This is a genomic window from Pseudomonas sp. CHM02 (assembly GCF_000612585.1).
In the GTDB taxonomy this organism is placed as follows: domain Bacteria; phylum Pseudomonadota; class Gammaproteobacteria; order Pseudomonadales; family Pseudomonadaceae; genus Aquipseudomonas.
Genome location: NZ_JFCA01000016.1, coordinates 16,543 through 43,351, shown reverse-complemented (window position 1 = coordinate 43,351; position 26,809 = coordinate 16,543). Strand labels below are relative to the sequence as shown.

Below are 26,809 nucleotides of genomic sequence, written 5' to 3'. Positions count from 1 at the left end.
CAAATGAGCCGCCCTCGAGGCGGCTTTTTATTGCCTGGAGGAAAGTATGGGCGCAGCAGCACAGATCGAAATACGCGGCGAGAAGGGGGGCAGCAGTAAGCCGAAGTCGCCAGTCGAAGCCAGTGATAGCCTGCGCTCGACAAACCTAGCGAAGCTGCTCATCGCTGTCGGGGAAGGTGAATTTGACGGCACACCCACCGATTACGACATCTACCTGGACAACACGCCCATTCGCGATGTCAGCGGCAACTACAACTTTACCAACGTGAAGTGGGACTGGCGCCCGGGCTCGGTTGATCAAACTTATATCCCTGGCATTCCGGCCGTGGAGAGCGAGACCTCTCTAAACATTGAGTTGCGCAGCGATACGCCCTGGGTGCGCTCGATCACAAATCTTCAGCTGTCAGCGGTTCGTGTGCGCTTTGCATGGCCTGCGCTGCAACGCTCGGACGATGAGGGCAATGTCGGTGGATACCGTATCGAGTACGCAATCGACCTGGCCACGGACGGCGGCGCTTATCAGCAAGTTTTCCCGGACGCCGTAGACGGCAAGACCACGACGCGCTACGAGCGCTCCCGTCGTGTTGATCTGCCTCCCGCCACCACGGGATGGCAAATACGCGTACGCCGCCTGACACCAAACCAGAACAGCAACAAGGTTGCGGATACGATGCTGATCGCCGGCATCACGGAGGTGATCGACGCCAAGCTGCGCTACCCGAATACAGCACTCTTGTTCATTGAATTCGACGCTGAGCAGTTCACCAATATTCCGGCGGTAACGGTGAAGTGCAAGGCCCGTCGCTGGCAGGTGCCCAGCAACTACGATCCGGTGTCCAGGACGTACACAGGTGCTTGGGACGGCACTATGAAGGAGGCTTGGACCAACAACCCAGCCTGGGTAACCTTCGGCATCTGCACCCAGGATCGCTTCGGCCTTGGCCGGCGCATCAAGCCATGGATGGTGGACAAGTGGGAGCTCTACCGCATCGCACAGTACTGCGACCAGCAAGTGTCTGACGGGGCTGGAGGAGTTGAGCCGCGCTTCCTGTGCGACATGAATCTTCAGGGCAAGGCTGATGCCTGGTCCCTGTTGCGCGACATCGCCGGCATCTACCGAGGCATGACGTATTGGGCGCAGGGCCAACTGGTCATGCAGGCTGATATGCCTCGGGCGCAGGACATGGACTACGTTTTCACCCGGTCGAACGTCATCGACGGCAAGATATCCTATGGCAGCGCATCGGCGAAGACACGGTTTACTCGCTGCCTGGTCAGCTACGACAACCCACTGAACAATTACGACACCGACGTCACCGTCTATGCCGATCTGCCGCTCCAGCGCCGTCTGGGCGACAAGCCAACCGAGATCAGTGCTATCGGCTGTACTCGGGCATCTGAAGCCCAGCGCCGCGCTAAATGGCTGGTGCTGAGCAACAACCAGGACCGTACCATCAGCTTCAGAACCGGCATGGAAGGCCGTATCCCGCTGCCAGGCTTTATCATCCCCGTCGCCGACTCGCTGCTGGCGGGCCGTGAGATCGGCGGGCGCATTGCAGCAGCGGCGGGGAAGGTCATTACCTTGGACCGCGATACCCTGGCCAAAGCGGGCGACCGGCTGGTGATCAATCTACCTGGCGGCCGGGCGGAAGGCCGTACCGTCGAAAGCGTGAGCGGCCGCAACGTAACCGTGACGGTTGCTTACAGCGAATCGCCTGCGGTACAGCTTCAGTGGGCTATCGATGCGGATGATCTCGCCATACCCCTCTACAGAGTGATGAGGGTCGCGAGAACCCAAGAGGGCGACTACGACATCAGTGCTTTGCAGTATGAACCGAGCAAATTTCCCAGCATCGATACTGGCGCTCGCCTGGAAGAGCGCCCGATCAGCGTCATCCCCATTACGGTCGTACCGCCGCCGGAGAGCGTCTCAGTTACGTCTGACGTTGCTATCGATCAAGGCTTGGCGATCAGCACCATGAACATCTCGTGGCCCGCCGTGGCAGGCGCGGTCGCGTATGACGTGGAGTGGCGCAAGGACAGCGGCAACTGGATAAAGCTGCAGCGCACATGGGCGACGAGCGTGGACGTCACCGGTATTTACTCGGGTGCCTATCTGGCCCGGGTTCGCTCGGTGAGCGCCTTCGAGATCTCCTCGATCTGGAAGAATTCCAACCTGACCAACCTGGAAGGGAAGGTTGGCCTGCCGCCGGCGGTGGCGTTCCTGTCCACCACCAGCGAACTGTTCGGCATCGGCATCCGCTGGGGTTTCCCCGCTGGCGCCGAGGATACCCAGCGCACCGAGCTCTGGTATGGCCAGGCCAATGACCTGTCGGCGGCATCGAAACTGGCAGACCTGGCCTACCCCCAGGCGGATTACAGCATGCAGGCCCTACAGGCAGGTGCGCAGTTCTTCTTCTGGGCACGCCTGGTGGATCGCACCGGCAACATCGGTCCTTTCTACCCTGTCGGCAACGGTGTCATGGGCATGGCCAGCTCTAATGCGGATCCAGTGCTGGACTTGATTGCTGGACAGGTTGGGCGCACGGAGCTTGGCCAGGACATCGTCGACGAAATCGACAAGATCCCAGGCTTGCAGGCGCAGATCGATGCGCTCGATGGGCTGTCGGCCTACGACCCTGAGTCGGTCTACCTCGAAGGCGACCTGGTGGTTGTTGGAAAGCGGATCTACCAGGCTACGCAATTGGTACCGGTGGATACCTCGCCGCCGAACGCCGCGTACTGGGTGGACGTGGGCCAGGTGCTGGTCACCGCGAACGGGCTGGCGCGCCAGGTCGAGATCAACACCACCAGCATCACCGAGTTGGACGGTGTGGTCACGGCCCAGGCGTCAAGCCTCCAGGCCTTGCAATCGGCCTACAGAGACGACACCGGTGAAGGCGATCTTGCTGATGCACTCCAGGGCTACAACGCCTCGGCGAGTTTCGCGCAGGAAGTGAAGACGCGCGCCTCCCAGAACGCGGCCATGGTGCAGCGCCAGACTGAACTCACCGCCGAGGTGGGCGAGGTCAGCGGCTCAGTAAGTGAGCTCGAAAGCGTCGTGGTCACCGACAGAGAGGCGACGGCCCAGGCCATCCAGCAGATCGGCGTCAAGATCGACGACAACTCAGCGGACATCCAGACAGTAAGTCGAGCCCAGGCTGACACTGACGGCAAGTTGTCCACCATGTGGTCGGTGAAAATGAGGCTCAACCAAAACGGGCAGTACGTAGCTGCATCCGTGGGATTGGGCATCGAGAACGTCGACGGTGTGCTGCAAAGCCAATTCCTGGTGAGCGCTGACACCTTCGCTGTGGTGAACGACATCAACGGTGTTCTCTCGTCGCCGTTCACGGTGCAAAACGGGCAGGTCTTCATGCGCTCCGCGTTCATTCAGGACGCTTCTATTGGCGTGGCAAAACTGACTCAAAGCATCCAGTCGGCAAATTACGTTCCTGGCAAAACGGGACTGATGATCAATTTCGTAACCGGAGAGTTCGAGTTAAACAGCACCGTTGGCGTGGGTGGCCGTCAGACCATCAACAATCGCGGTGGCAAGGTTTACGACGAGAACGACGGCAAGCGCTTCCAGTGGGGGGATCTTGAGGCATGAGTTACGGCATAAGGGTATGGGGCGCGACCGGCGCCCTTGAACTAGACGAGAACTCATTTACCGTGAGGGTAATTTACTCAGCCATTGTTCAGTGGCCTGGGGTAGCCGGCAGGAGCGTATTTATACCAATAGCTGGAGTTTCACCAGCGACTCACTCAGCTGTTTGCATACCCATAGCTGCATATGACACTACCGCTCAAAACATTGCATCCATTCAGTACACTCCAATTGTGGGCAATGGCGGAGTTACGCTGTATTACGGATATCCAGGAACAAATACCGGGCCGGTTGGAACTGCACCTCAACGTCTAATGGTAATGAGGTATAGGTGATGTCTTTTGGGGTTAAGTTTTCAAATAATAATGATGTTGTTGTGCTTGATTCAGAGTTTGCAAGGCTGGTTAAGTTGGATGGCGGCTCGTGGAGTGGAAACGGTTCAGGTGTATTTGTTCCTTTTTCAGTGACGATTACCACCGCAGAACCACCGCTAGTATTTGTCAGGCTTAATCAGTCAAACACTCTGTGCTTCTGCTTAATCAATGGATCTGCCGGCAACTGGACGGGCTTCTCGTTTCGTGGAATTTCCGGTGTTGGGATCTCCGGCACTTGGTTTGTCGCGGCATTCAAATCTCAACCAACAGCTAAGTATGGGTTTCGCATTTGGGATGCCACATCAAAACTACTGTTTGATAGTGGAACCCCCGCTGCTCAGTTTACAAGAACTATCGCGAGTTGGAGTTATCTGGGCGCTGAGCAAACGAGTGTTGGTGTTTACAGGCTTAGCTGGACGGCGTTCAGTCCGTTGAATACTGGTGATTATATGTTGCTTAATAACATAGCTATGGACGTAGCGGGCGGAACGTCCAGACAAGGAAATATGTACGCCGTATGGGACTATGGAAATAACCGATTGGTTATGCAAGTGATCGGTGTCGATATACAAACAACTTTATATACGCCAGTTGTCTGGGCCAAACCAATTTCCTAGGGGTATTACATGACCTGGTACAAAACAGGCACAGTTGCTGTGACACCTGGCAGCAATGCCGTGCTCGGAACTGGAACGTCCTTCATCGCGAACGCTCGCGTCGGTGATGCATTCCGCGGACCTGATGGTGAGTGGTACGAAGTCACCAACATTGCCAGCGACACAGCGCTATCCATCGCGCCTAACTACCAAGGCGTGGCCGAGGCCGCTGGCGGTTACTCGCTGGCGCCAATGCAGGGCTACGTCAAAGATTCGGCTGATGCCTTGCGGGCTGCCACACAGGTGATCGCCAGTGGTGTGGCCGACATGCAGGAGCAGGTGGCGGCTGCGACCGAGGCGGCACAGTCAGCCGGGCAGTCGAAGGCTGATGCCACTGAGCAGGCCGGTATCGCAAGCGCTGCGGCTGAGGCCTCCACCGACAACAAGGACGCTGCGCAGTTGGCCGCTCAGCAAAGCCAGGGCTCGGCACAGGCGTCTGGCGCGGCAGCCGACCGATCAGAAACAGCCAGGGATTCCATTATCCAATCCGAGCAAGCGGCGGCCGCCTCGGCAGCAGCAGCGGCAGACTCGGCTGCGCACGCTGAAGAGGTTACTGAAGGCAAGGCAGCGAGCGGCGACAACAACGACATTACTTCACTTCGCGCCCTAACCGCCGATGGGTTCGACCGCGTACGGCAGGGTCTCGAACCTGTGGTCGGCGCGACGGCTAGCGTTGCGGGCACGAAAGGCTTAGTACCAGCTCCCTCGGTGGCTGATCGATTGAAGGTGTTGAGCGGGGCAGGCACATGGGTGCCGCTTTCATCAGGTGCTAGCTGGGGCGCAATTACCGGCTCGCTTTCCGCCCAGGCTGACTTACAGACGGCACTAGACTCCAAGCAAAGTCTTTTAAGTGCGCCGTTTACTAAGTTTTTCGAGAGCCCACAAACAGCATGGACCGTCGGTGGGCAACTGACGTTTACGCATGGCCTTGGTGCTATCCCTAAGTATGTCGAGATTGAGGTAATTGCTACGGTAGCATTCAACGCTACACCAGTCGGGACTCGATTCAACGCTATCGTAGTTATCAGTGGCAGCTATCTCGGCGCTCAAGTCGATGGGAAAACGGCAACCTCTATAACGGTAAGGTGCGGATCTACAATGGTTAGGATGGTCAACCAAAACTCCGGGGACCAGGGCACACCAACAAATACTCAATTGATAATCAGGGCGGCGGCATGAAATATTACGTTGATGTCAGCGGTAGATTTCTAGGCGGATGGGATCAAGACCCGCCAGAAAGCTCGATTGAAGTTGCCGTGCCGCCGGAATACGCCGACCAAATTTGGCTTTCTTCTGGTTGGGGACCAAGCGCATCCAAAGCCGCGCAAGAGGAAAGCAAGTGGCGTGACCAGCAGATGCCTATTGCTCAGCAGAATGTTACCGCCATTGATTACGGCGCAAAAAACATTCCGGGCTCCGCCGAGGAATGGAAAAGTTACTGGCTGGGCCTGCTTGGGTGGACCAGCGATAACCACGACTTCCCCGACAGCAGCAAGCGCCCAGTGGCGCCAAGCTGATCGCTACCCGAACACCGCGCCCGCCATGAGCGGGCTTTTTATTGCCTGGAGAAAGTCATGCCGATCACCGAGCAGCAGCTGCTGCAGATCCTCCCGAACGCCGGTCGCCAAGCCGGCGTTTTTGTTCCTGCTCTAAATACCGCAATGAATCGCTACGGCATCGTGGGTACTGCGCGCGCTGCTGCATTCATTGCCCAGATCGGACATGAGTCAGGCCAGTTACGCTGGCTTCGCGAGATCTGGGGGCCGACGGCACAGCAGGCCGGTTACGAAGGGCGCGCCGACCTTGGTAACACAGTTAAGGGCGACGGCTCCAAGTATCGCGGACGCGGCCTGATCCAGATCACCGGGCGCGCGAACTATGCGGCGTGCGGGGAAGCGCTGGGATTGGACCTGATCGACAAGCCGGAGTTGCTTGAACTGCCCCAGCACGCAGCGATGTCGGCGGCCTGGTTCTGGTCTACGAAAGGCCTGAACACATTGGCGGATCAGGGTGATTTCCCGAAGATCACCCGCCGCATTAACGGTGAACTGAACGGCCTGGAAGATCGGCTGCAATTGTGGGAGCGAGCAAAAAAGGTGCTGGCATGACGCCGGTGCAGAAGCTGGCCGGCCTGGTAGTACTGATCCTGGTGCTGATGGCGGGCGCCGCAGGCGTGACCTGGCAGGTTCAGGACTGGCGCATGGGCAAGCAGCTCGCTGAGCAGGACGCCCTGCACAAGGATGATTTGGCGGCAATCAGCAATGCCGCTGCCGCCCAGGCCCGCACCGAGCAGGACAAGCGCCTGGCCACAGAGCAGAAGCTCGCCGCCCAGGACCAACAACACACCAAGGAATTATCCGATGCCCAGCGCAATCAGGCTCTCCTGCGTGACCGTCTTGCTACTGCTGATGTGCGCCTGTCAGTCCTCCTCGCCGAGGATCCAGCCAGTGGCTGCAACGTGCCTTCCGCCCCCGGAGCCGGCGGCGTGGTTCATGCAACCCGTCGAGCCCAACTTGACCCAGCGCATGCTCAACGAATTATCGCCATCACCAACGAAGGGGATAACGCCGTAATCGCGCTGCGGGCGTGCCAGGCGTACGTCGGGGCTATAGCGCGCTGATGTCAAATAAAAATCTCTACTTCATTGCAAGTGTCGTTGCCGTTATAGCTTGATCTGGACCTAGCTTCAGGTTTTTCATGCCTTCTGATAGCGCCGTGTTAGCAACACTCAGCGCTCCACTAAGCGAGCTCAATTGGCTTTGCAAATTGCTAGCCTTTATCCGTGCATCCTCAGGCGATAGGCTGGAATCCGCCATTATCGCCTGCAGTTCAGCCATCTTTTCAGCGATTTGCTTTTTTATCTCTCGGATCATCTTGAGTGTTTGCTGAATGCTGTCTGGCAGGCCGCTATTCTCAATGTCGCTATTTTCATTTTTGGATCCAGAGGCTTTTTGTAGCCCTGCTCCGGAAATCGTCACTTTCACCCCTTCCGTAACAACTGGTTTTTCCTCCGAGGATACTTTAGTAGCGCTTTCTGGGGCGGGTTTTGAGGATGATGGCAGGACGGAGGGCTGGGAGGGGGCTTGAGGGGACGGCATGATTGTTAGCATGGCAGAACCTTGATTATAGACGTTGTAATGCTATCGTCCGCTGGCGACCTTGCTTTAGCCTGGACGGGAAATAAATTTCCACATCGTCAGCGCTCGCAACGTCTGTCCCGAGCCCGCCTAAAGCCACCCAACTGTCGTATGCCCACTTGTTCAGCCCGTTGCAGGTTTACCCGATGATCAGTCAGGCGCCATGAGCACAGCGAGGGTCAGCTTGATGAACTCTTCGTTCTCGTCGATGGTGTGCAGAGCGCCCCGGATATTTTCTGCCACGTCAGCGGAGCCGCGCTGCTCGACCCAGTTCGAAAGCTCCATGATCGATGCTTCGAGGGCCAGTTGGTTTTCGTAGATCTTGGAGAGCAGCGAGGGAATCAGGTCTGAGTTGGGCATCGGCGTTCCTCTGGTGGAGTGAACAGCTTAGCAGTTGGTCTTTGGAGTGGTTTATGTTCGTCGGCAGGACGCCGGAGATGGAAATTGCGGAGCAAGCTTGGAAATTGCGAAGCGTAAAAGATAAGGGCCTGCACGAAGTTTATCATGCAAGCCCTTGATATCCTTGGTGCCCGAACCCGGAATCGAACCGGGACGCCCTTACGAGCGGGGGATTTTAAGTCCCATGCGTCTACCAGTTTCGCCATTCGGGCGGTAGCGCGGTGTAGCAGGGTTGGGAATATATAGACCCAGGCGCTTCGGCGCAAGGTCGGAAGGTCGGTTTATTGCACAAGGGCGCGCCTGAAAAAGCGTGGCAGATCAGTGATCTACACCTGCGTTGAGGGGGTTGGCCAGTGTATTCCCACAGCACGGGAACAAGCTGCAAGCGGCGCAGAAAGGCAGTGATGGCGGGCTGCAAGATCTGAACAGAAAGCTGGACGCGCAGGATCGCGCATTCGATGAGTTCAAGCGCAGCCTCGATTCCTTGAGCAGCAAGGTCAAGTAACCTGGCGCCGCGACACGCGGTCGGTCATCACCCTGGATGCGGGTGTAAGGTAGGGTTTCAACGCTGGCAACATCTCAGGAAAGCGAGGTGACTATGAGCGCTCCAATGCTGAACAAGCTGCACATCAATGGATACGACGTGGTGCAGGTCAACTTCGGACCGTGGCGCGTGTGCACGCCCCAGGACCGGTTGGCGTCGTTCAACTCCCGCGAGCAGGCATTGGCCTACGCCGCGACGCTGCCGTGCTACCGCGTGCGGAACAGGCCGGTTTCCAATGATGATTGAGTGAACGTAAAAACAAGCCCCGGTTCGTCCGGGGCTTTTTTGCATCTGTGGCTCAGACGAAGGGCTGGCCACTGAAACCGCGTGGCAAACGCTGCAAGCCGGGCAGGTCGGTCAGGCGTTGCGTCCAGGCGCTGCGCCAGTCGATGACCGAGTGGGTCCTGGCTTTGCGGTTGGCGCGGCGGGCGGCGTTGCGCTGGGTGCGGCGCGCTTCCTTGTAGGCTTCGGTGTTGCGGCAGGTACGGCATTTGACTCGGTTCAGCTCAGTGCTGGATGGGAGGTTGGTACCGTGGTGGCCACAGGCCAAGTGCCCTGCGACTTTGAAGTGAATGACCATGTAAGCGTCTCCTTCTTGGGGGTACGCGCATTGGTAGACCCACAATGCACGCGGGGAGGGCGGGGCGATAGAAATCCCGGCACCTGGGATTTCGACCCCATCGGCGTGACAGCGTTCGGTTTGGTTTGCGGGCCTGTTCAACCCCTGGCCTGGACGTTGACCTGCCACGCAACCCATCAATAAAAAGGAAGCGATGATGAGTGTCGACACCCAGCCACATTCAGTCGATCAGCGCCAGTAAATCTGTAGTCCCCACATCCAACCCCGCCTGGGCCAGCAACGTCGTTGCCTGGCCCCGGTGGTGGGTCTGGTGATTGAAGAAATGCACCAGCAGGCTGAAGAAGTCTTTATCGGCGGCTACACCCCGCATGTTGTGGTAGTGCAGGCGATGATCGAGGTCGGACTCCTGCACGGTGCTGACCCAGTCGATGATGAGCTGGTCCAGCCAGGCGCGACGGACCGCCAGCTCATGCAGATCGGCAAAGGCCAGTTGCTGGAGATCGACAGGTGTTGCGATCGTGTGCAATGGCGCCAGCGCTGCGTAGCCTGCGGGGTGCTGGGCAAAACGCTTGAGCCAGACCGTGTCGCCCAAGGCCAAATGGTTCAGCGTCCCGAGGATCGAGCCGAAAAACGCCTGGCGGTCCATGCGCAACTCGGCATCCGACAAGGTGCTGGCCACGTCGTAGAGCTTGCGGTTCATCCACTGGTTGTAGCTCGCCATCAATACGATGTGCTCAATCCGGTTCACTGGGTGTTCCCTCGAAGGCACGATGACGCCATGATAGGCCGTGCCCGCCCGGCGGTCATGGTGTTCCGGCACGGGCGGGCTATGGTTGTTGGACGCCAATATTGCGCCCTGGGAGGGTGACACCATGAACACCAGCGACTTACTGGAGCAACTCTTGCGCACCGGGCAAGGGGGCAGTGCTCCCTCAGGCGGTCTGGGCGGGCTGCTCGGCGGTTTATTGAAAGGCAGCAGCACCGGCAATGCTTCGGCCGGCGGCGGTTTGGGAGGTCTGTTGGGCGGCCTTGGCGGCCTGCTGGGAGGGGCAACGGGCACGCCTGCGGCACGGGGGCGCTCCGGCGGGATGAACTACGCCGCGCTGGCATCCCTGGGCATGGCGGCGTTTCAGGCGTATCAGGCCTGGCAGCGCCAGCAAGCCCATGCGCCGCAGCAAGCCTTCCAGACGGTGGACCAGCTTGACGGCCCTGAAGCCGAGGCCCACAGCCACGCCGTATTGCGCGCCTTGATCGCGGCCGCCAAGGCTGACGGGCGCATCGATGAAAAAGAACAACAGCTGATTTCCAGCGAACTGGGCCGGCATACCGACGACCCGCAACTGCAGCAGTGGCTCGACGCCGAAGTCGCCAAGCCCCTGGATGCCGCGGATTTCGCCGAGTTCGCCAGCGACCCGGCGGTGGCGGCGGAGGTGTACCTGGCCAGTGTGATGTTGGTGGATGATCAGCAGGACGCCGAACGCAATTATCTCGATGACCTGGCGGGGCAACTGCAGATCGACCCGCAATTGCAGCTGCACCTGGAACAGCAGGCCAAGGGCTAGAAACGTAAGGTGGCACCCGTGGTCAGCCATTGCGTCCGCTCGCCGATCAGGCTGCGCCCGACGATCAGGTCGACGTCGACAAACTCGCCCAGATGAAACCTGGGCCCGGCCTGCCAGGCCTGATCGCCGCCATCCTGGCCGTAACGCTCGGCGATCAGCGTCAACACAGGCGCTACCTGGTATTCCACGCCGCTGCCCCAGGTCAGGCGATGCTGTTGATCGCCGTCGTTATAGGCATGGGACCAGCCGGCATTCAGGTTCAGCCGCAGTGGCTCCAGCGGCTGCCACGTCAACGGAATGTTGAAGTCTGCGCCATCAAAACCGTGCCGGCGATCCAGCGCAATGTGCGCGCCGGCAGCCACGGCCATTTCCAGGCCCAAGTCTTGCCGCGACCACACCTGCGCCTTGAGCTGCGGGCTGACCTGAGTTTCACCTTGCTCCGGGTCAGTGGCACGTGACAGGGCCACGCCCCATTGCACCAAGGGCATCGCGGCGAACGTGCACGCCGGCGACAGCGTTTCATTGTGGGTACTGCCATCGTGCCGATTGGCGGTGTACCAGGCGTCGACATTGCATTCGCCTGGCGCATTGATCGCGCCATCGTCGACCCCATACGCGCCACCGGCTGCATTGGCCTTCGACAGCAAGGCAATCACCAACAGAATGCCCAGGGTCAACCCGATAAAGATCAGGTTGCGCTGCAACGCACGGCGTCTGGCCGGCGGTAGCAACAGTAAAGTGTGGCGTGCGCCCCGGTAGTGACGCGCACGGTATTTGGCGAACCCGTCCTGGCGGCCAGGGGTGTGTTTTTTGTGCATGATGCACCTCGCGTGAATTCAGCTTTCTACGGTCAGCACCGAAATGCCGCTGGCCTTGGCCTGGCAGACCAGCTCGCAGGTGTCGTCCCCACCGGGCAGGGCGATGACCACATCGGGGCGGCTGTCGGTGAGCATGAAATGGTTGCGCTGGCGTTCCGCCTGTTTGCCGTGGCGTTGCCAGTTGGGCGGGTAGCGCACCACGTCGATGCCCAGTTCCCGCGCCCAGTCCTCGACGTCGCTGCCGAGGAATTGGTTGCCGCCGTGAATGAGTACCCGCACCGGGCGCAGGCGATGGTAAGCGTCCAGCACTTGGCGGGACATGTGGGTGTCGGCGTAATGACGACCTGCACAGATCAAGACGCGCATAAAAATTTCCTTACATGGCAAACGCTGCCTTTGCGTAGGAGCCGGCTTGCCGGCGATGAGGCCCTTGGGGTCACCGTTGTTTAACGGGACGCCATCGCCGGCAAGCCGGCTCCTACAAGGAGGGGCAGTGTGAAACTCAGTACCACTGCTTGAAGCGGCGGATGTAGATCGTCTTCATCAATTGGGCCACGCAGCAGTAGCTGAGCAGGGTGCCCACCAACCATGGGAAGTACGCCATCGGCAGCGGTTGCAGGCCCACCAGGGTGCCCAGCGGCGAGAACGGTACGTAGATCCCCAGCACGATCACCACGCAGGTCATCATCAACACCGGCCAGGCGGCGGTGCTCTGGAAGAACGGGATCTTGCGGGTACGCAGCATGTGCACCACCAGGGTTTGCGAGAGCAGGCCCTCGATAAACCAACCGGACTGGAACAGGGTCTGCATTTCCACACTGTTGGCGGCGAACACGTACCACATCAGCGCAAAGGTGGTGATGTCGAAGATCGATGAGGTCGGCCCGATCCAGATCATGAAGCGGCCGATGTTTTTGGCATCCCACTTGCGTGGCTTGGCCAGGTATTCCTTGTCCATCTTGTCCCACGGCAGGGCCAGCTGGGAGATGTCGTACATCAGGTTCTGCAGCAGCAGGTGGATCGACAGCATCGGCAGGAACGGAATGAACGCACTCGCCACCAGCACCGAGAACACGTTGCCGAAGTTGGAACTGGCGGTCATGTTCAGGTACTTCATGATATTGCCGAAGGTTTCACGGCCCTTGAGCACACCTTCTTCCAGCACCATCAGGCTCTTTTCCAGCAGGATGATGTCGGCCGATTCCTTGGCAATGTCAGTACCGCTGTCCACCGAGATACCCACGTCGGCATCGCGCAGCGCCGGCGCATCGTTGATGCCGTCACCGAGGAAGCCCACGGTGTGCCCATTGGCTTGCAGCGCCTTGAGCACCCGGGATTTCTGCAGCGGTGTCAGTTTGGCGAACACGGTGCGTTCTTCCACACGGCGCAGCAGGGTGGCGTCGTCCATCGCTTCGATTTCGGCACCCAGCAGCGGCTCGCCCGGCTCCAGGCCGACCTGGCGGCAGATCTTGCTGGTGACCACGGCGTTGTCGCCGGTCAGCACCTTGATCGCCACGCCGATCTGTTGCAGTGCAGCAATGGCAGGGCCTGCGGTTTCCTTCGGTGGATCAAGGAAGGTCAGGAAGCCCTGGATTACCAGGTTGCGCTCATCGGCGGTGGTGTACTGCTGGCGTGCCAGCGATTTAGGGATGTGACGGGTGGCCACCACCAGCACACGGAAACCGTCTTCGTTGTAGTCGTTGGCCAGCGCCAGCAATTCCTCGCGGCGGCGCTCATCCAGCGGCACGGCTTTACCGGCTTCCAGCATGTGCGTGGAAATGCTCAGCATCTCCTCCACGGCGCCTTTGCACACCAGCAATTGGTCGTCAGCGGCATCCTTGACCACGATCGACAGGCGACGGCGGACAAAGTCGAACGGCAGCTCATCGACCTTGCTGTAGGCAAATGGCACCTGGAACTTAGGGTTCTGCTCCGAGAACTGCACCACGGCCCGGTCCATCAGGTTCTTCATGCCGCTCTGGTGATAGCTGTTGAGCCAGGCCAGGGACAGCACTGCGTCATCACGCTGGCCAAAGGCGTTGACGTGATGCTCGAGGATGATCTTGTCCTGGGTCAGGGTGCCGGTCTTGTCGGTGCACAGCACGTCCATCGAACCGAAGTTCTGGATCGCATTGAGGCGCTTGACCACCACTTTGCGCTTGGCCATGGCGTTCGCGCCCTTGGCCAGGTTGGCGCTGACGATCATCGGCAGCATTTCCGGGGTGAGGCCCACCGCAACCGCCAGCGCGAAGAGGAACGCATCGCCCCAGTCGCCCTTGGAGAAACCGTTGAGGAAGAACACGATCGGCACCATCACCAGCATGAAGCGGATCAACAACCAGCTGACGCTGTTCACCCCACGGTCGAAGGCGGTTTGCACCCGAGAGCCGACAATCGCCTTGGCCAGGGAGCCAAAGTAAGTGCGCGGCCCGGTGGCGACCACCACGGCTTTGGCGCGGCCGCTGACCACGTTGGTGCCCATGAAGCAGATGTTGGGCAGGTCCAGCAGGTTGCCCTGGTCGGCAGCCACCGGCCCGGCGGATTTCTGTGTGACATCGCCGAGGGTGTCGTACTTCTCCACCGGCAAGGCTTCGCCGGTCAGCACCGCCTGGCTGATGAACAGGTCGCGGGATTCGATCAAGCGGATGTCCGCCGGGATCATGTCGCCGGCCGACAGCTGCACGATATCGCCGGCCACCAGCTCGCGCATCGGCACTTCGCGCAGGGTGGGTTGCGAACCTACCTGCTCACGGCGCAACACGGTGGCCGTGGTGCGTACCATGGCTTTCAGGGCTTCGGCAGATTTGGCCGAACGGTGTTCCTGCCAGAAGCGCAGCAGGCTGCTGAGCAGCACCATGGTCATGATGATGATGACTTTGGTCGGGTCTGCGTCTTCGCCTTCCTGCATTGGTAGCCAGCAGTCGGTGAAGAAGCTGATCCCGCCCAGGGTCAGCAGCACATAGATGAACGGGTTGTTCAGTGCCTGCAGGAACTGGACGATGGCGTGAGGCGGCTTGTCATGGGCGACTTCGTTGTAGCCTTCCCGTTGCAGACGGGCAGAGGCGTCCAGCTCGGTCAGGCCATCCTGGGTGGCACGTACGTTCGCCAGGGTGGCCGACAGGCCGTTGTGGGCTTCGCGGGCGGCACGCATCGACAGTTTGGTGTCGGCATCGGTGCCATTTTTCTTGTGCAGCGGCGGGTTTTTTACGGCGCTCATTGTGTGTACTCCTGTCGCCAATTTTCGACAAAACATACCCGGTACTTACCTGACTGCAGGCGAGCGAAAGCATGCCGAGTCGCTAACTTCGCGATCGGTTTAAATAAGGTACTTACATAACTTCTACGGGTGCGTTAGTTAAAACGCGCGCAGCGGTTTACAACTGGAAGTGTTCATAAAGAACTCCAGGGTCTTAATTGGGAAGTTGCTGTTTCCAGCCGGTTCAGGCGGCGCGAGCGCTCAGGTAAAGACCGAGCAGCAGGCCGGTCTGGGCCGGTCTGGAAACCTGCGGTCTTTGTGGGTCTTGAGGGTCGGCGTGGTCCCACTGCTGGACCAATTGGCCGGTGGCAGGGCAGACACGCCAGTGCGCCAGCGGAGGGGCCGGGCGCACTTGGGGGGAGGGTGCAGCAAAGGCTGAACGAGTTGGCGAAAAGCCAACAGGCTCGCGGCACAGCTTGGCGCGCAGGGCGGCGGCAAGGGTGCGTACATCGGGCAAAGCAAGGGTTAGCAAGGTCATAACACACCTCGGGACCGGACGGGCGACCGGCGAGGCAGTTACGGTGGAGCATCGAGCTCCAGCGCAGCTTACCGGACCGGGGAGGCAAGTCCTGTCATATTCTGGATTTGGCGCCCGATGCCCGCAGATGCGGTGCTCGGACAGCGACTAGATACTGTGTCCATTGGCTTCTTTTGTGAGGTTTAAAAAAGGCCCCAGTGGCGGGCAGGGGCAATCTACTCAGGCGGTTACAAAATGTCAACGCATGATTAATTAAAGTGCCCGATGTTCAGAGTTCATTCAGACAAGAGGCACTCGCAAGTTGACGGGTATATAACTTCATTTGCCCTGTGCCGCCAGAACTGCCAGATAGATCAATACCACGCTACAGACTTACTGATTGCCCGCAATATTCTCCGCTAAAGGCTCAGGCGCAAGGCGAGGGCGGCGAGGGTGATCAACAGCACCGGCAGGGTCAGCACGATGCCGACCTTGAAGTAGTAACCCCAGGTGATGATGATGCCCTTGCGTGCCAGGATGTGCAGCCACAGCAAGGTGGCCAGGCTGCCGATGGGGGTGATTTTCGGGCCCAGGTCGCTGCCGATCACGTTGGCGTAGATCATCGCGTCCTTGACCACGCCGACGGCATGGCTGGACTCGATCGACAGCGCGCCGATCAACACCGTCGGCAGGTTGTTCATCGCCGAGGACAACAATGCCGTCAGCACACCGGTGCCCATGGCCGCGCCCCACACGCCATAAGTGGCGAAGGTATCGAGCCAGGTGGCCAGGTAGGTGGTGAGGCCGGCGTTACGCAAGCCGTAGACCACCAGGTACATGCCGAGGGAAAAGATCACGATTTGCCACGGTGCTTCCTTCAGCACTTTGCGCGTGGAAATTTTGTGGCCCTTGGCGGCGATCACCAGCAGGAGCACGGCGCACACGGCGGAAATCGCGCTGATCGGAATGCCCAACGGCTCCAGGGCAAAGCAACCTACCAACAGGATGCCCAGCACCCACCAGCCGGCGCGGAAGGTGGCACGGTCGTGGACGGCGCTGGCGGGATCTTCGAGGTCGGCAGGGTCGTAGGTCTGCGGGATATCGCGACGGAAGAACCACAGCAGCACCGCCAGTGTGGCCGCGACGCTGACGACATTCACCGGCACCATCACGGCGGCGTATTCGTTGAAGCCGATCTTGAAGTAGTCCGCCGAAACGATATTGACCAGGTTCGACACCACCAGCGGCAGGCTCGCCGTGTCAGCGATAAAGCCTGCTCCCATCACGAACGCCAGGGTCGCTGCCGGAGAAAAGCGCAGCGCCAGCAGCATCGACATCACGATCGGCGTCAGGATCAGCGCCGCGCCGTCGTTGGCGAACAGCGCCGAGACCAGGGCGCCGAGCAGCACCATATAGGCAAACAATCGCCGGCCGCGTCCGCGCCCCCAGCGCGCCACATGCAGGGCGGCCCAGGCAAAGAAACCGGCCTCGTCCAGCAACAGGCTGATGATGATCAGCGCGACAAAGGTCCCGGTGGCATTCCAGATGATGTGCCACACCACCGGAATGTCACCCAGGCTGATCACGCCGAAGGCCAGGGCCAGGATCGCGCCCATCGTGGCGCTCCAGCCCACCCCCAGACCCTTGGGCTGCCAGATGACCAATACGATGGTGAAGATGAAAATGGCAATTGCGACAAGCATGGGTTAACGCTCCGATGGCCCAGCAAGTGTTGCTGGCGCGCCGTGGTCGGTGGGGCAAAGCATGGATCAGTTCGCGATCGCAAAGTTCGCCTGCAGGTGAATTCGATGGCGTCGTCGCTGAAGTAACGGTCAAACCCGGTTTCAATTGATATGGATCAAACGCCTTTGAATCCGCCACAAGTGATTGAAATTAAAATGAAACACGAATGTCCTAAAATGCCTGCCCATTGCTGATGAAGGAAGACCCCGCGTGACCCGTGCCACTCGCAACCTGCGCAAGACCCTGGATTCCGTCGCGGAAAATAACGAAACCGCGGCGTTCGACCTGATGCGCGCCGTCGAAAAACTCGGTGATGAAGTGCTGCGCCAGCGCCTGCTCAATACCATCCACCGGCTCAATCAGGATGCCCACGAACTGCGCGAAGCGCGTGATTCGGTGGAGCAGGTGTCGGTCCGGCTCGCCTGAGCAAGATCGTTCAAGACAAGCCCCTTGTTGCGCTGGCATGCTTGTCGACTGTCTGTCGATGAGCCGTTTCCATGCCTACCGCCTTACCTCATTACGCCTTCGCTCGCGGCGCCATCGCCGTCATTCCCCTGTCCCTGGCCTGTGCGCCATGGGGGCTGCTGGCCGGTTCCATGGCCATTGATGCACAATTCAGCCCGCTGGAAGCCCAGGGCTTGTCCGCCATCGTGTTTGCCGGTGCCGCGCAACTGGTTGCCATCGGCATGGTCAAGAGCGGCGCCAGCCTGATTTCCATCGTACTGACCACGTTGCTGCTGACTTCCCAGCATTTGCTCTATGGCATGCACTTGCGCCCGATTCTGTCACCGCTCAAGACCCGTTGGCGCATGAGCCTGGGCTTTCTGCTCACCGACGAATTCTTCGCACTGGTCAGCCACTACGACCGCGAGACCTTCAATCGCTGGTATGCGCTGGGCGTCGGGCTGACGTTTTATATCGCCTGGAACCTGTTCACCCTGGCCGGCATCGTGCTCGGCAAGAGCATTCCCGGCCTCGATCAACTGGGCCTGGAGTTTTCCATCGCCGCCACGTTTATCGCGTTGATCACGCCGGTGGTGCGTGACCTCCCGACGGTGGTCTGCGTAGCCGTGTCGTTGCTGTTTTCGGTATGGCTGAGTTTCCTGCACTGGGAATCGGCGGTGGTGGTGTCCGGCGTGCTGGGCATGAGCGCGGGGTATGCGTGCAAGCGATTGGGAGTGGGGCAACGATGATCTACGTCATGATTGTGGCCATGGGCCTGGTGGTATTTTTCAACCGTTACCTGTTTATCGAACCGCGACTGCCGGTACGCCTCAACCGTGGCGCGCGGGAGTTCCTGGGGTTTGCCGTGCCGGGGATGCTCACGGCGATCTGTGGGCCGATCATTTTCCTGGCCGACCACCAACTCAACCTGAGCCCGGCCAACCCGTACCTGCTGGCGGGCATCAGCGCGGTGGCGTTGATGTTCTGGACGCGCAACGTGTTGATGACCGTGCTGCTGAGCATGGCGTTGTTCTATCTGTTCCGCTGGCTGCTTTGAAAAGCCAGGCGAAAAAAGCCCGCGGGAGGGCGGGCAGAAGGGAGACTTCTAAAAATGAGCGTCGCCACTATAGGTGGCACCTGCGCCCTTCACAGTGAAACAAAGTTCATGCAGCCGTCAGTCGGCAGCGCGGCAGTGGTACAGTCGCGTTTTTTTCCAACGGAGCAATGGCATGCACAAGGTGGTAATTGGCGCACTGGTACTGGCGGCCCTGGCCGGTTGCGCGGGTTCGAAGATGAAAGAGGCGCGTGCGGGCACACCTTACAAAACCCTGGCTTCGGACAAGGCCACCCTGGTCGTTGCCGAGTGCGTGCAGTTCGGCTGGCAGGATGAAAGTGTGTTCGGCGTTGACGCTGGCGGCTTCAAGGAGCCAACCGGGGCGGGCGGTTTTACCGTTTACACCACTGCGGGAGATTACTTTGTCGACGTGCTGAGCGCGGGCACCGGTTCCACCATCAAGTACTACGCCGCAGAAGACAATATGCCGGCCAAGCGGCGATTGGCCGCACTCGCGACCTGCCTGTAATCCCTTGCCTTAGTGGTTTTAGGAAATGCCTGGCACGACAGCCGCGAGGCATTAGCTTATGATTCACCCGCTCGCCCGACATGATGGCTCTTTACCAGCACACGGACGTCGAGGCCTAAACGTCGGGCGAGCATCCCCCATTCTTCAGCGCGGCATGTACCCCAGGTGCCAGCGCCGGGGGATTTTCAACGAGAGCAGCCCCAACAACCCCGCCAACACACCGCTGACCAGCAGCGCCTTCAAGCCCATCTGCTGCTCCAGCAGCGCCCCTATCACGGCACCCACGAACATCCCGGCCCACGGGATCAACTGTACGCGCCAGCCACTGCGGCGCTCGCCGAGCAGCCAACGACCCAGCCCGCGGCCAAACCGAGAAAGCGCCCCGGTCACATACGTCAGCCCCACCGGCAGTCCGTTCACCTCTTCCACTGCCGCATTAAGCATGCCCATCGCGATGATCGCCGCCAGCAGCGCCGGCAACGTATCGGCGAACGGCAGCAACGCCGCCGCGCATAGCAGCGCAGCAATACACAACAGCAAAGGCAAGGCATGGCGACGGCTCATGCGGCTGATCACCACGCCCACGGCGTTGCCGACGATAAATGTCGCCACCAACAACAGCAGGCGCCCGGTCAGGCCAGGATCGCCCGCGCTGATTGCCACTGCCAGGCGTGTGGTGTTGCCGCTCATGAACGAAACAAAGTCGCCGCTTGCCATGAAGCCGATGGCATCTGTCATGCCTGCCAGTACCGACAGGCTGGCGACCAGCATCAGCCCGACTCGGCCACGCCAGCGCTGTTGATGGGCAAGTGCAGCATTGACGTAAGGCTTGCGGGGTGAAGGCAGCATAGGGCCGGGTTCCTCGGTGAGATTATCCGGCCACTACCGTAGGACGCTTTCAGCGCGCATGCAATGACCTCAGGCACGCTCCAACCCGCAAGACAGGCAAGACCCTTCCAGGCCAACAAGCGCGAGGCGGCTCGTTGCAGATTCATTTGGAAGGCTTAGCTGTTCGCGTGGCGTTCGTCTTGCGAGTCAGAAAGGAGGCAGCGCCTAACCCGCCTTGGCTTTTTCCGGCAAGTCCGCGGCCAGTTGTTCAAGGAACATCGCCAAGGCCACTTCTTCGGCCTTGAGCCCTTTGCGTATCCTTGGTTTGGGCAGTCTGGAGAGTTCACCCAGGCTGAAATGCTCCAGCACGGCGGGGTGGATGTAGCACTTGCGGCACACCGCCGGGGTGTTGCCCAATTGTTTGGCGACGGCCTTGACCATTGCCACGACGTGTCTTTTTGCATCGGACTCCGGCTGCCACTCCAATTCCCGCAACACCGCCAGCGCCATGGCGGTGCCGGCCCAGGTGCGGTAGTCCTTGGCGGTGAAGTCCGCACCGGTCAGGCTGTGCAGGTACTCATTCACATCGTTCGAGCTGACGGTGTGCCGCTCGCCGTCTTCGTCCAGGTACTGGAACAGGTTCTGCCCCGGCAACTCCAGGCAGCGTTTGACCACCGTGGCCAGGCGCCGGTCCTTGACGCTGACCTGATGCTCGACGCCGCTCTTGCCGCGAAACTGGAACTGGATCTCGCTGCCTTTTACATCCACATGGCGGGTGCGCAGGGTGGTCAGCCCGTAGGATTTGTTGTCCCTCGCATACTGGGTATTGCCGACACGAATCAGCGTTGCGTCCAGCAGCATCACCACCGTGGCCAAGACTTTTTCGCGGGTAAAGCCGGGTTCGGCGATTTGCGCTTCCAGCTGTCTGCGCAGTTTCGGCAGGGCGTTGCCGAACGCCTGCAGCCGAGAGTACTTGTCGCTGTCACGCACCTCGCGCCAGCGCGGGTGATAGCGGTACTGCTTGCGCCCACGCGCGTCGCGGCCGGTGGCTTGCAGGTGACCGCGCGAGTCGGCGCAGATCCACACGTCGGTGTAGGCCGGCGGGACCGCCAGGGCGTTCAGGCGCTTGATCTCGTCGGCGTCGGTGATGCGCACGCCCTTGGGGTCGAAGTATTGGAACTTGCCGCGCACCGTCTTGCGGCGGATGCCGGGCTGGGTATCGTCAACGTAATGCAGGTCGCGGGGCAGCGCAGAGTCGGACATGGGGCGGGTTCCTTGGCAACAAATCAGGCCGGTATGTCTGATTGACCGCAGCCGTATGCGGTCGTGCCAAAAGGTTGTTCACGCCAGTACGGCGACCGCCTTGATCTGCGCCCACAGCGTCTGGCCGGGGTGCAAGTGCAGTTGGTCGCGGGAGAAGCGCGTGATACGTGCGAGCAACGGCGTGCCTGCGGCGTCCAGGCGTACCAGCACATGCGCGCTGTTGTCCGCCGAGATCTCCTGGGTGACCGTCACTGGGAGGCGGTTGAGGATGCTGCTGTGTTCCTCGGCCTGCAGGCTCAGGCTGACATCACGCGCCTGCACCTTGATGCGCAGGGCTTTGCCGACGGCCAGCGGTGCATGGGCCACGCGCATGTTCAGGCTGCTGGCCGGCAATTGCAGAGTGAGCAACTGGTAGTGTTCGTCGTAGGCGCCGACCGTGCCGTTGATGACCACACCCGCGTCGTCGCCCAGGGCCATGGGCAGGTCAAGCCGCGCCAGGGTTTCGCCGATGGGGCCGCTGGCCAGGGCCTTGCCGTCGCTGAGCAACACGATGTGATCGGCCAGGCGTGCCACTTCATCCTGGGCATGGCTGACGTACAGCACCGGGATATCCAGCTCATCGTGCAGGCGTTCGAGGTACGGCAGGATCTCGCTTTTGCGCTTGCTGTCGAGAGCGGCCAGGGGCTCGTCCATCAACAGCAGGCTGGGGCTGGTGAGCAAGGCGCGGGCGATGCCGATGCGCTGGCGCTCACCGCCGGAGAGGTGCTGGGGGTTGCGGTCGAGCAGGTGACCGATACCCAGCAACTGCGTGGCCTGGGCCATGTCCACACGCCGCTGTTGGCGGGGTATGCGCTTGAGGCCGAACTCCAGGTTGGCCCGCACCGACAGATGCGGGAACAGGCTGGCCTCTTGAAACACATACCCCAGCGCACGTTTATGCGGGGGCGCAAACAACCCAGTGCGGCTGTCTTGCCAGACTTCATCGTTGATCTGGATGAAACCGTCTTCGGCCCGCTCAAGCCCGGCGATACAGCGCAGGCAGGTGGTCTTGCCGGACCCGGAATGCCCATACAACGCGGTCACGCCGCGCCCAGGCAGGTGCAGGTCCACGTCGAGGGCAAAGCCCGAATACGTAAGGTGCAGGCGTACATCAATCATCGACATCAGCTCCAGCCCATCTTGGTTTTACGGCTGGAGTAGAGCGCCAGCAACACCAGGAACGCGAACACCACCATGGAGCCGGCCAGCCAATGAGCCTGGGCATATTCCATGGCTTCCACATGGTCGTAGATCTGTACGGACACCACCCGGGTCTTGTCCGGGATATTGCCGCCGATCATCAGCACCACGCCGAACTCACCGACGGTGTGCGCGAACCCCAGGATGGAGGCCGTGATGAACCCTGGCCGCGCAAGGGGCAGGATCACGGTGAAAAAGGTGTCCCACGGGTTGGCGCGCAAGGTCGCGGCCACTTCCAGCGGGCGTGTGCCGATGGCGGAGAAGGCGTTTTGCAACGGCTGCACCACAAACGGCATGGAATAGATCACCGAGCCAATCACCAGCCCGGCGAAGCTGAAGGTGAGGGTGCCCAAGCCCAGCCACTGGGTGAACTGGCCGAAGTAGCCATTGGGGCCCATGGTCAACAGCAGGTAGAAGCCGATCACCGTCGGTGGCAACACCAACGGCAAGGCGACGACAGCACCGATGGGGCCGCGCCACCAGGAACGGGTGCGCGACAGCCACAGGGCAATCGGAGTGCCGATGACCAGCAGGATCACGGTGGTCAGTGAAGCCAGTTTGATGGTCAACCAAATAGCGGAAAAATCGGCACTCGATAACGGCATTTACTTGGCCAGCTCGTAGCCGTAGGACTTGATCACGGCAGCGGCTTTAGGACCTTTAAGGTACTCGACCAAGGCTTTGGCAGCGGCGCTGTCCTTGCCCTTGTTGAGGATTACTGCGTCCTGTTTGATCGGGTCGTGCAGCGAGGCTGGAACAATCCAAGCCGAACCGCTGGTGACCTTGCCGTCTTTGTAGATCTGCGACAGCGCTACAAAACCCAGCTCTGCGTTGCCGGTGGACACGAACTGATAGGCCTGGGTGATGTTCTGGCCTTCGACGATCTTGTCCTTGACCTTCTCGGTCAGCCCTTCCTTGGCCAGCACTTGGGTGGCGGCAAGGCCGTAAGGTGCGGCTTTCGGGTTGGCGATCGACAGGTGCTGGAACGCGTTTTTCTTCAGGACGTCGCCTTTGGCGTCGACGTAACCCTCTTTGGCAGACCACAGCGCCAGGGTGCCGACGGCGTAGGTGAAGCGCGAACCCTTGACGGTGTCGCCTTCGGTTTCGAGCTTTTGCGGGGTGGTGTCGTCGGCGCTCAGGAACACTTCGAACGGCGCGCCGTTCTTGATCTGGGTGTAGAACTGGCCGGTGGCGCCATAGGCGGCGACCAGTTTATGGCCGGTGTCTTTTTCGAAGTCGGCGGCAATTGCCTGGATCGGCGCGGTGAAGTTGGCAGCCACGGCCACCTGGACTTCATCGGCATGGGCCGAACCGAAGGCGAGGGCAGCGACCAGGACGGCCAGGCGTGAGGCGTGAATCTTCATGAAGCAGCTCCTTTGAGGGTGTACGGCTTGTTATAGGTAGAAGGCTTAACCGCTATGTATGGGAATATATAGCGGTTGGCCATTGCCGGTACAGTGCAAAGTTGCCTTGGGCGAGGGTTCTATTTGAACTTGGCCAGCGCCTGCTCCGCCAGCTCTCGTGTCAGCTCATACGTGCTGATGTCTTTGCCCAGGCGCAGTGCCTGGCCGGACCACAGGTTGCTGAAGCCCGCTTCATCCTTGGCCTTGAGCGGGATCAGCGCGCCGCCGGCGGTTGGGAAGGCGGGCGCAGCCAGGTTGATCGCACCCAACTCACGCATCACTCGGTTGACGATGCCCCGCGCCGGGCGACCGGTGAACAGGTTGGTCAGCGCGGTCTCGCTGGCCTGGGCATGGCGCAACGCATAATGATGGGACGCACTGACGTTGGCTTCGGGGGTAAACAGGTACGCCGTACCGATCTGCACTGCCGATGCACCGAGGGCGAATGCCGCAACGATCCCGCGCGCATCGCCGATACCACCGGCGGCAATCACCGGCACGCTGACGGCGTCGACGACTTGTGGCAACAGGGCGAACAACCCGATCTGGGTGTTGAGGTCATCGCTGAGAAACAACCCACGATGCCCGCCCGCTTCACTGCCCATCGCGATGATTGCGTCGCAGCCGTGCTGTTCCAGCCAGAGGGCTTCTTCCACGGTGGTGGCCGAAGACAGCACTTTCGCGCCCGTGGCTTTTACCCGGTCCAGCAGGGTTTTTTCCGGCAGGCCAAAGTGAAAGCTGACGACTTCGGGGCGGAATTCTTCCACCACCTGGCACGCCGCTTCGTTGAACGGTTCACGGTTGGACACCGGGGTTGGCGCGTCATAGTCGGCCCCCAATTCGCGGTAGTAGGGTTGCAGCAACGCCTTCCAGCGTCGATCGCGCGCAGCATCCGGTGCGGGCGGTTGGTGGCAGAAGAAATTCACGTTGATGGGGCGTGGGCTGGCCTGGCGAATGGTGGTCAGCGCGTCGCGCAGTTGCTCGATGCTCAGCGCTGCAGCCGGCAATGACCCCAGCGCGCCCGCCTGGTTGGCGGCGATGACCATGGCGGGGGTGGTGCCGACGGCCATGGGGGCCTGGATGATCGGCACATCAATGCCCAGCAGGTCGATAAGGCGGGTGTCTGGCCAGGTGCTCATGGGGTGCTTCTCCAGCGTTGATGAGGCTTTTCGCTGTTTTAACAGGGCCCCAGGCACCCGGCCAGTCTGTTTTATTCACTGGACGAACGCGCGGTTTCGTGGTGTGCCATCAGTTGATGGCGTTGCCCAGTACCGCGTGAATCCGCTCGGCGATATGGGTCGCGTGGGTTTCGAGGGCGAAGTGGCCGGTGTCCAGCAGTTCCACCACAGCGTTGGGGTTATCGGTTTTATAGGCATGGGCCCCAAGTGGAATAAAGAACGGATCGTTCTGGCCCCAGATCACCAGTGTCGGCACTTGTCTGGCCTTGAAGAACGCCTGGAACGCCGGGTACAGCGTCAGGTTGTTGCGGTAGTCGAGGAACAGGTCCAACTGGATCTCGTCATTGCCGGGGCGCTGCATCAGCAGGACATCGAGCATGTAGGATTCCGGCGCCACCCGTTCCGGCTGGTTTACCCCGTGCAAGTACTGGTAGCGCGTGCCCTCCAGGCTGATCACGGCGTTGCGGATCACCTCGCGATTGGCCTGGCTCGGCTCGGCCCAATAGGCACGGATCGGCGCCCACGCATCGCCCAGGCCTTCCAGGTACGCGTTGCCGTTTTGCGACACCAAGGCGCTCACACGTTCCGGGTGAGCTACCGCCAGACGCAGGCCGACCGGCGCGCCGTAATCGAAGACGTACAAGGCGTAGCGGTTCAACGCCAGCGCATCGACAAAATGTCCAACCGTGATCGCCAGGTTATCGAAGCTGTAGTGGTAATCGCGCTCGGCCGGCACTTCGGTAAAGCCGAAGCCGGGCAAATCCGGGGCAATCACCCGGAAACGCGTGGCGAGCAGGGGGATCAAGTCGCGATACATGTGCGACGAACTGGGGAAGCCGTGCAGCAGCAACATGACTGGCGCGGACGGCTCGCCAGCCTCGCGGTAGAACAGGCGAACGCCATCGACATCGACGTGACGGTAGTGAACGACAGGGGCTGGAGTGGTCATGAAAAATGCACCTCATGTAACTAGATTGGATTAAATTAAGGGTTACCGTTTTCAAAAGCTGCGCGTAAAACAGTAACCTGTCAAATGAATTATTCAGGTTAGTATTTTGTCGTGTGTAACTACCCATCAAATGAAATAGCGGTTACGATGCCAGCGTTCTCAAGAGGATTGACCATGACCCTTTCCGCACCGACTGCCGCCCCCTCGGAACCCTATGTCCTGGCCGACGATCCGGTGCTGGACATGCTCAATACCCTGGCGAATATCGACGGTGTGCCGTGGGATTTCTGGCAGGGCGATGCCGACGTAGCCGCCTGGCTGGTGCGACTGCGGTGGGTTGAGCAGGACAACCTGCCTGAATTTGCACCCGGTGCTTTACTCCGCGCTGCGCGAGAACTGCGCGAAGTGATTCGTGAGCTGGTGGCCGTGCGCAAAGCCCAGCAGCCCGGCAACCCAGCAGCGCTTAACGCCTTTTTACGCAAGGCGGTGAGCCATGCGCAGTTGGTCTGGCCAGCCTGCGAGGCACCACGGCTCGAGCGCCAACGCAAGCAACAAACGGCGGAGCAGTTCCTGGCGCCAATTGCCGAGGCGGCAGCCAGATTGTTGGTGGAAGGGGATTTCAATCTGATCCGCCGCTGCGAACATCCGGAATGCATCTTGTGGTTTTATGATCGCACCAAGGCCCACAAGCGTCGCTGGTGCAGCATGGCGCTGTGTGGCAATCGGCATAAGGTCGCCGAATTTCGTAAACGCAAATTGAAGCTTTAAAGGAGATGGCTTTGAAGG

General features: G+C 60.2%; 29 protein-coding genes and 1 tRNA gene. 13 read left to right on the top strand and 17 right to left on the bottom strand.

The genetic code is table 11. The features are described from left to right. Window positions 1-46 precede the first annotated feature (46 nt). The 6 genes from BM70_RS31195 (at window position 47) to BM70_RS0110890 (ending at window position 7,260) form a co-directional block, all read left to right on the top strand. Complete coding sequence (locus BM70_RS31195; protein WP_043274210.1) at window positions 47-3,613, top strand: phage tail protein; 3,567 nt, start codon at window positions 47-49, stop codon at window positions 3,611-3,613. 331 nt (window positions 3,614-3,944) lie between these two features. Further along, on the top strand, window positions 3,945-4,601 hold the full coding sequence (locus BM70_RS32305) for a hypothetical protein (protein WP_081782054.1): 657 nt from the start codon (window positions 3,945-3,947) through the stop codon (window positions 4,599-4,601). A 9-nt stretch (window positions 4,602-4,610) separates the two neighbouring features. Further along, on the top strand, window positions 4,611-5,819 hold the full coding sequence (locus BM70_RS33600) for a hypothetical protein (protein ID WP_025856042.1): 1,209 nt from the start codon (window positions 4,611-4,613) through the stop codon (window positions 5,817-5,819). After that, window positions 5,816-6,157 (top strand): hypothetical protein, encoded by a 342-nt coding sequence (locus BM70_RS0110900; RefSeq protein ID WP_155952148.1) that lies wholly within the window; start codon window positions 5,816-5,818, stop codon window positions 6,155-6,157. The genes BM70_RS33600 and BM70_RS0110900 overlap by 4 nt, the downstream gene beginning before the upstream one ends. A gap of 57 nt (window positions 6,158-6,214) precedes the next feature. Next, complete coding sequence (locus BM70_RS0110895) at window positions 6,215-6,748, top strand: glycoside hydrolase family 19 protein (protein ID WP_025856040.1); 534 nt, start codon at window positions 6,215-6,217, stop codon at window positions 6,746-6,748. Next, a complete protein-coding gene (locus BM70_RS0110890; protein ID WP_025856039.1) occupies window positions 6,745-7,260 on the top strand; it encodes a lysis system i-spanin subunit Rz in 516 nt (171 codons plus the stop codon). The genes BM70_RS0110895 and BM70_RS0110890 overlap by 4 nt, the downstream gene beginning before the upstream one ends. Window positions 7,261-7,276: 16 nt before the next feature. Here the strand turns inward: BM70_RS0110890 and BM70_RS0110885 are convergent, their stop codons facing one another. The 3 genes from BM70_RS0110885 to BM70_RS0110875 all read right to left on the bottom strand — a co-directional run bounded on the left by BM70_RS0110885 (window position 7,277) and on the right by BM70_RS0110875 (window position 8,388). After that, window positions 7,277-7,750, bottom strand: coding sequence for a hypothetical protein (locus BM70_RS0110885; protein WP_025856038.1), 474 nt, complete (start codon window positions 7,748-7,750; stop codon window positions 7,277-7,279). Between the two features lie 177 nt (window positions 7,751-7,927). Beyond that, window positions 7,928-8,137, bottom strand: coding sequence for a hypothetical protein (locus BM70_RS0110880; RefSeq protein WP_025856037.1), 210 nt, complete (start codon window positions 8,135-8,137; stop codon window positions 7,928-7,930). Window positions 8,138-8,301: 164 nt separating this feature from the next. Next, window positions 8,302-8,388: transfer RNA gene (locus BM70_RS0110875), tRNA-Leu, on the bottom strand. Window positions 8,389-8,774: 386 nt separating this feature from the next. On the opposite strand from BM70_RS0110875, the gene BM70_RS0110865 reads away from it, so the two are divergent. Continuing rightward, window positions 8,775-8,966: a hypothetical protein gene (locus BM70_RS0110865; RefSeq protein WP_025856036.1), complete on the top strand. Its 192-nt coding sequence runs from the start codon at window positions 8,775-8,777 to the stop codon at window positions 8,964-8,966. A gap of 52 nt (window positions 8,967-9,018) precedes the next feature. Here the strand turns inward: BM70_RS0110865 and BM70_RS0110860 are convergent, their stop codons facing one another. Together BM70_RS0110860 and BM70_RS0110855 are read right to left on the bottom strand one after the other, a co-directional pair. Beyond that, the gene (locus BM70_RS0110860; RefSeq protein WP_025856035.1) at window positions 9,019-9,300 is read right to left on the bottom strand and encodes a hypothetical protein; all 282 of its coding nucleotides are present in this window, start codon (window positions 9,298-9,300) and stop codon (window positions 9,019-9,021) included. Window positions 9,301-9,520: 220 nt separating this feature from the next. Next, window positions 9,521-10,048 carry a DinB family protein gene (locus BM70_RS0110855; RefSeq protein WP_025856034.1) on the bottom strand — a complete coding sequence of 176 codons (528 nt, stop codon included), beginning with the start codon at window positions 10,046-10,048 and terminating at the stop codon, window positions 9,521-9,523. Window positions 10,049-10,172: 124 nt separating this feature from the next. Here BM70_RS0110855 and BM70_RS0110850 point away from each other — a divergent pair, with 124 nt between their 5' ends. Next, window positions 10,173-10,862 (top strand): tellurite resistance TerB family protein, encoded by a 690-nt coding sequence (locus tag BM70_RS0110850; RefSeq protein WP_025856033.1) that lies wholly within the window; start codon window positions 10,173-10,175, stop codon window positions 10,860-10,862. Here BM70_RS0110850 and BM70_RS0110845 read toward each other — a convergent pair. The 5 genes from BM70_RS0110845 to BM70_RS0110830 all read right to left on the bottom strand — a co-directional run bounded on the left by BM70_RS0110845 (window position 10,859) and on the right by BM70_RS0110830 (window position 17,096). Beyond that, entirely contained in the window at window positions 10,859-11,680 is an 822-nt protein-coding gene (locus BM70_RS0110845) for a hypothetical protein (RefSeq protein ID WP_025856032.1), read from the bottom strand. The genes BM70_RS0110850 and BM70_RS0110845 overlap by 4 nt on opposite strands. A gap of 18 nt (window positions 11,681-11,698) precedes the next feature. Continuing rightward, a complete protein-coding gene (locus BM70_RS0110840) occupies window positions 11,699-12,046 on the bottom strand; it encodes a DUF2493 domain-containing protein (RefSeq protein WP_025856031.1) in 348 nt (115 codons plus the stop codon). Between the two features lie 136 nt (window positions 12,047-12,182). Then, window positions 12,183-14,897: a magnesium-translocating P-type ATPase gene (gene mgtA / locus BM70_RS0110835; protein ID WP_025856030.1), complete on the bottom strand. Its 2,715-nt coding sequence runs from the start codon at window positions 14,895-14,897 to the stop codon at window positions 12,183-12,185. Between the two features lie 223 nt (window positions 14,898-15,120). Further along, complete coding sequence (locus BM70_RS32295; protein WP_081782053.1) at window positions 15,121-15,414, bottom strand: hypothetical protein; 294 nt, start codon at window positions 15,412-15,414, stop codon at window positions 15,121-15,123. A 398-nt stretch (window positions 15,415-15,812) separates the two neighbouring features. After that, window positions 15,813-17,096 carry an arsenic transporter gene (locus BM70_RS0110830; RefSeq protein WP_025856029.1) on the bottom strand — a complete coding sequence of 428 codons (1,284 nt, stop codon included), beginning with the start codon at window positions 17,094-17,096 and terminating at the stop codon, window positions 15,813-15,815. Between the two features lie 250 nt (window positions 17,097-17,346). Here BM70_RS0110830 and BM70_RS0110825 point away from each other — a divergent pair, with 250 nt between their 5' ends. The 4 genes from BM70_RS0110825 (at window position 17,347) to BM70_RS0110810 (ending at window position 19,163) form a co-directional block, all read left to right on the top strand. Then, window positions 17,347-17,562, top strand: coding sequence for a hypothetical protein (locus tag BM70_RS0110825; RefSeq protein WP_025856028.1), 216 nt, complete (start codon window positions 17,347-17,349; stop codon window positions 17,560-17,562). 71 nt (window positions 17,563-17,633) lie between these two features. Further along, window positions 17,634-18,329, top strand: a complete 696-nt coding sequence (locus BM70_RS0110820; RefSeq protein ID WP_025856026.1) for an AzlC family ABC transporter permease — start codon at window positions 17,634-17,636, stop codon at window positions 18,327-18,329. Beyond that, a complete protein-coding gene (locus BM70_RS0110815) occupies window positions 18,326-18,637 on the top strand; it encodes an AzlD domain-containing protein (protein WP_025856025.1) in 312 nt (103 codons plus the stop codon). The genes BM70_RS0110820 and BM70_RS0110815 overlap by 4 nt, the downstream gene beginning before the upstream one ends. A 172-nt stretch (window positions 18,638-18,809) precedes the next feature. Continuing rightward, window positions 18,810-19,163 (top strand): hypothetical protein, encoded by a 354-nt coding sequence (locus BM70_RS0110810; protein ID WP_025856024.1) that lies wholly within the window; start codon window positions 18,810-18,812, stop codon window positions 19,161-19,163. A gap of 144 nt (window positions 19,164-19,307) precedes the next feature. On the opposite strand, the gene BM70_RS0110805 is transcribed toward BM70_RS0110810, so the two are convergent. The 7 genes from BM70_RS0110805 to BM70_RS0110775 all read right to left on the bottom strand — a co-directional run bounded on the left by BM70_RS0110805 (window position 19,308) and on the right by BM70_RS0110775 (window position 26,023). Next, entirely contained in the window at window positions 19,308-20,012 is a 705-nt protein-coding gene (locus BM70_RS0110805; RefSeq protein ID WP_025856023.1) for a YoaK family protein, read from the bottom strand. 204 nt (window positions 20,013-20,216) lie between these two features. Then, window positions 20,217-21,254 (bottom strand): DNA topoisomerase IB, encoded by a 1,038-nt coding sequence (locus BM70_RS0110800; protein WP_025856022.1) that lies wholly within the window; start codon window positions 21,252-21,254, stop codon window positions 20,217-20,219. 78 nt (window positions 21,255-21,332) lie between these two features. Next, window positions 21,333-22,412, bottom strand: coding sequence for a molybdenum ABC transporter ATP-binding protein (modC, locus tag BM70_RS0110795; RefSeq protein WP_025856021.1), 1,080 nt, complete (start codon window positions 22,410-22,412; stop codon window positions 21,333-21,335). A 5-nt stretch (window positions 22,413-22,417) separates the two neighbouring features. Then, window positions 22,418-23,098 carry a molybdate ABC transporter permease subunit gene (modB, locus tag BM70_RS0110790; protein ID WP_017734225.1) on the bottom strand — a complete coding sequence of 227 codons (681 nt, stop codon included), beginning with the start codon at window positions 23,096-23,098 and terminating at the stop codon, window positions 22,418-22,420. After that, a complete protein-coding gene (gene modA / locus BM70_RS0110785) occupies window positions 23,099-23,857 on the bottom strand; it encodes a molybdate ABC transporter substrate-binding protein (RefSeq protein ID WP_025856020.1) in 759 nt (252 codons plus the stop codon). Between the two features lie 119 nt (window positions 23,858-23,976). Then, window positions 23,977-25,035 (bottom strand): nitronate monooxygenase family protein, encoded by a 1,059-nt coding sequence (locus BM70_RS0110780; RefSeq protein WP_025856019.1) that lies wholly within the window; start codon window positions 25,033-25,035, stop codon window positions 23,977-23,979. A 109-nt stretch (window positions 25,036-25,144) separates the two neighbouring features. Further along, window positions 25,145-26,023, bottom strand: a complete 879-nt coding sequence (locus BM70_RS0110775; protein WP_025856018.1) for an alpha/beta fold hydrolase — start codon at window positions 26,021-26,023, stop codon at window positions 25,145-25,147. 174 nt (window positions 26,024-26,197) lie between these two features. Between BM70_RS0110775 and BM70_RS0110770 the strand changes: the two genes are divergently transcribed. After that, window positions 26,198-26,791 carry an ABATE domain-containing protein gene (locus tag BM70_RS0110770; RefSeq protein WP_025856017.1) on the top strand — a complete coding sequence of 198 codons (594 nt, stop codon included), beginning with the start codon at window positions 26,198-26,200 and terminating at the stop codon, window positions 26,789-26,791. Window positions 26,792-26,809: the final 18 nt, after the last annotated feature.

Excerpts from the sequence above, each read along its gene's own strand:
- BM70_RS32295 (WP_081782053.1), bottom strand. The coding sequence starts at position 15,414 with ATGACCTTGCTAACCCTTGCTTTGCCCGATGTACGCACCCTTGCCGCC.
- BM70_RS33600 (WP_025856042.1), top strand. The coding sequence starts at position 4,611 with ATGACCTGGTACAAAACAGGCACAGTTGCTGTGACACCTGGCAGCAAT.
- BM70_RS0110890 (WP_025856039.1), top strand. The coding sequence starts at position 6,745 with ATGACGCCGGTGCAGAAGCTGGCCGGCCTGGTAGTACTGATCCTGGTG.
- BM70_RS0110865 (WP_025856036.1), top strand. The coding sequence starts at position 8,775 with ATGAGCGCTCCAATGCTGAACAAGCTGCACATCAATGGATACGACGTG.
- BM70_RS0110810 (WP_025856024.1), top strand. The coding sequence starts at position 18,810 with ATGCACAAGGTGGTAATTGGCGCACTGGTACTGGCGGCCCTGGCCGGT.
- BM70_RS0110815 (WP_025856025.1), top strand. The coding sequence starts at position 18,326 with ATGATCTACGTCATGATTGTGGCCATGGGCCTGGTGGTATTTTTCAAC.
- BM70_RS0110895 (WP_025856040.1), top strand. The coding sequence starts at position 6,215 with ATGCCGATCACCGAGCAGCAGCTGCTGCAGATCCTCCCGAACGCCGGT.
- BM70_RS0110770 (WP_025856017.1), top strand. The coding sequence starts at position 26,198 with ATGACCCTTTCCGCACCGACTGCCGCCCCCTCGGAACCCTATGTCCTG.
- BM70_RS0110885 (WP_025856038.1), bottom strand. The coding sequence starts at position 7,750 with ATGCTAACAATCATGCCGTCCCCTCAAGCCCCCTCCCAGCCCTCCGTC.
- BM70_RS0110850 (WP_025856033.1), top strand. The coding sequence starts at position 10,173 with ATGAACACCAGCGACTTACTGGAGCAACTCTTGCGCACCGGGCAAGGG.
- BM70_RS0110845 (WP_025856032.1), bottom strand. The coding sequence starts at position 11,680 with ATGCACAAAAAACACACCCCTGGCCGCCAGGACGGGTTCGCCAAATAC.
- modA (WP_025856020.1), bottom strand. The coding sequence starts at position 23,857 with ATGAAGATTCACGCCTCACGCCTGGCCGTCCTGGTCGCTGCCCTCGCC.
- BM70_RS0110880 (WP_025856037.1), bottom strand. The coding sequence starts at position 8,137 with ATGCCCAACTCAGACCTGATTCCCTCGCTGCTCTCCAAGATCTACGAA.
- BM70_RS0110775 (WP_025856018.1), bottom strand. The coding sequence starts at position 26,023 with ATGACCACTCCAGCCCCTGTCGTTCACTACCGTCACGTCGATGTCGAT.
- BM70_RS0110780 (WP_025856019.1), bottom strand. The coding sequence starts at position 25,035 with ATGAGCACCTGGCCAGACACCCGCCTTATCGACCTGCTGGGCATTGAT.
- BM70_RS0110800 (WP_025856022.1), bottom strand. The coding sequence starts at position 21,254 with ATGTCCGACTCTGCGCTGCCCCGCGACCTGCATTACGTTGACGATACC.
- BM70_RS0110860 (WP_025856035.1), bottom strand. The coding sequence starts at position 9,300 with ATGGTCATTCACTTCAAAGTCGCAGGGCACTTGGCCTGTGGCCACCAC.
- BM70_RS0110820 (WP_025856026.1), top strand. The coding sequence starts at position 17,634 with ATGCCTACCGCCTTACCTCATTACGCCTTCGCTCGCGGCGCCATCGCC.
- modC (WP_025856021.1), bottom strand. The coding sequence starts at position 22,412 with ATGATTGATGTACGCCTGCACCTTACGTATTCGGGCTTTGCCCTCGAC.
- BM70_RS0110805 (WP_025856023.1), bottom strand. The coding sequence starts at position 20,012 with ATGCTGCCTTCACCCCGCAAGCCTTACGTCAATGCTGCACTTGCCCAT.
- BM70_RS0110840 (WP_025856031.1), bottom strand. The coding sequence starts at position 12,046 with ATGCGCGTCTTGATCTGTGCAGGTCGTCATTACGCCGACACCCACATG.
- BM70_RS32305 (WP_081782054.1), top strand. The coding sequence starts at position 3,945 with ATGTCTTTTGGGGTTAAGTTTTCAAATAATAATGATGTTGTTGTGCTT.
- BM70_RS31195 (WP_043274210.1), top strand. The coding sequence starts at position 47 with ATGGGCGCAGCAGCACAGATCGAAATACGCGGCGAGAAGGGGGGCAGC.
- mgtA (WP_025856030.1), bottom strand. The coding sequence starts at position 14,897 with ATGAGCGCCGTAAAAAACCCGCCGCTGCACAAGAAAAATGGCACCGAT.
- BM70_RS0110830 (WP_025856029.1), bottom strand. The coding sequence starts at position 17,096 with ATGCTTGTCGCAATTGCCATTTTCATCTTCACCATCGTATTGGTCATC.
- BM70_RS0110900 (WP_155952148.1), top strand. The coding sequence starts at position 5,816 with ATGAAATATTACGTTGATGTCAGCGGTAGATTTCTAGGCGGATGGGAT.
- modB (WP_017734225.1), bottom strand. The coding sequence starts at position 23,098 with ATGCCGTTATCGAGTGCCGATTTTTCCGCTATTTGGTTGACCATCAAA.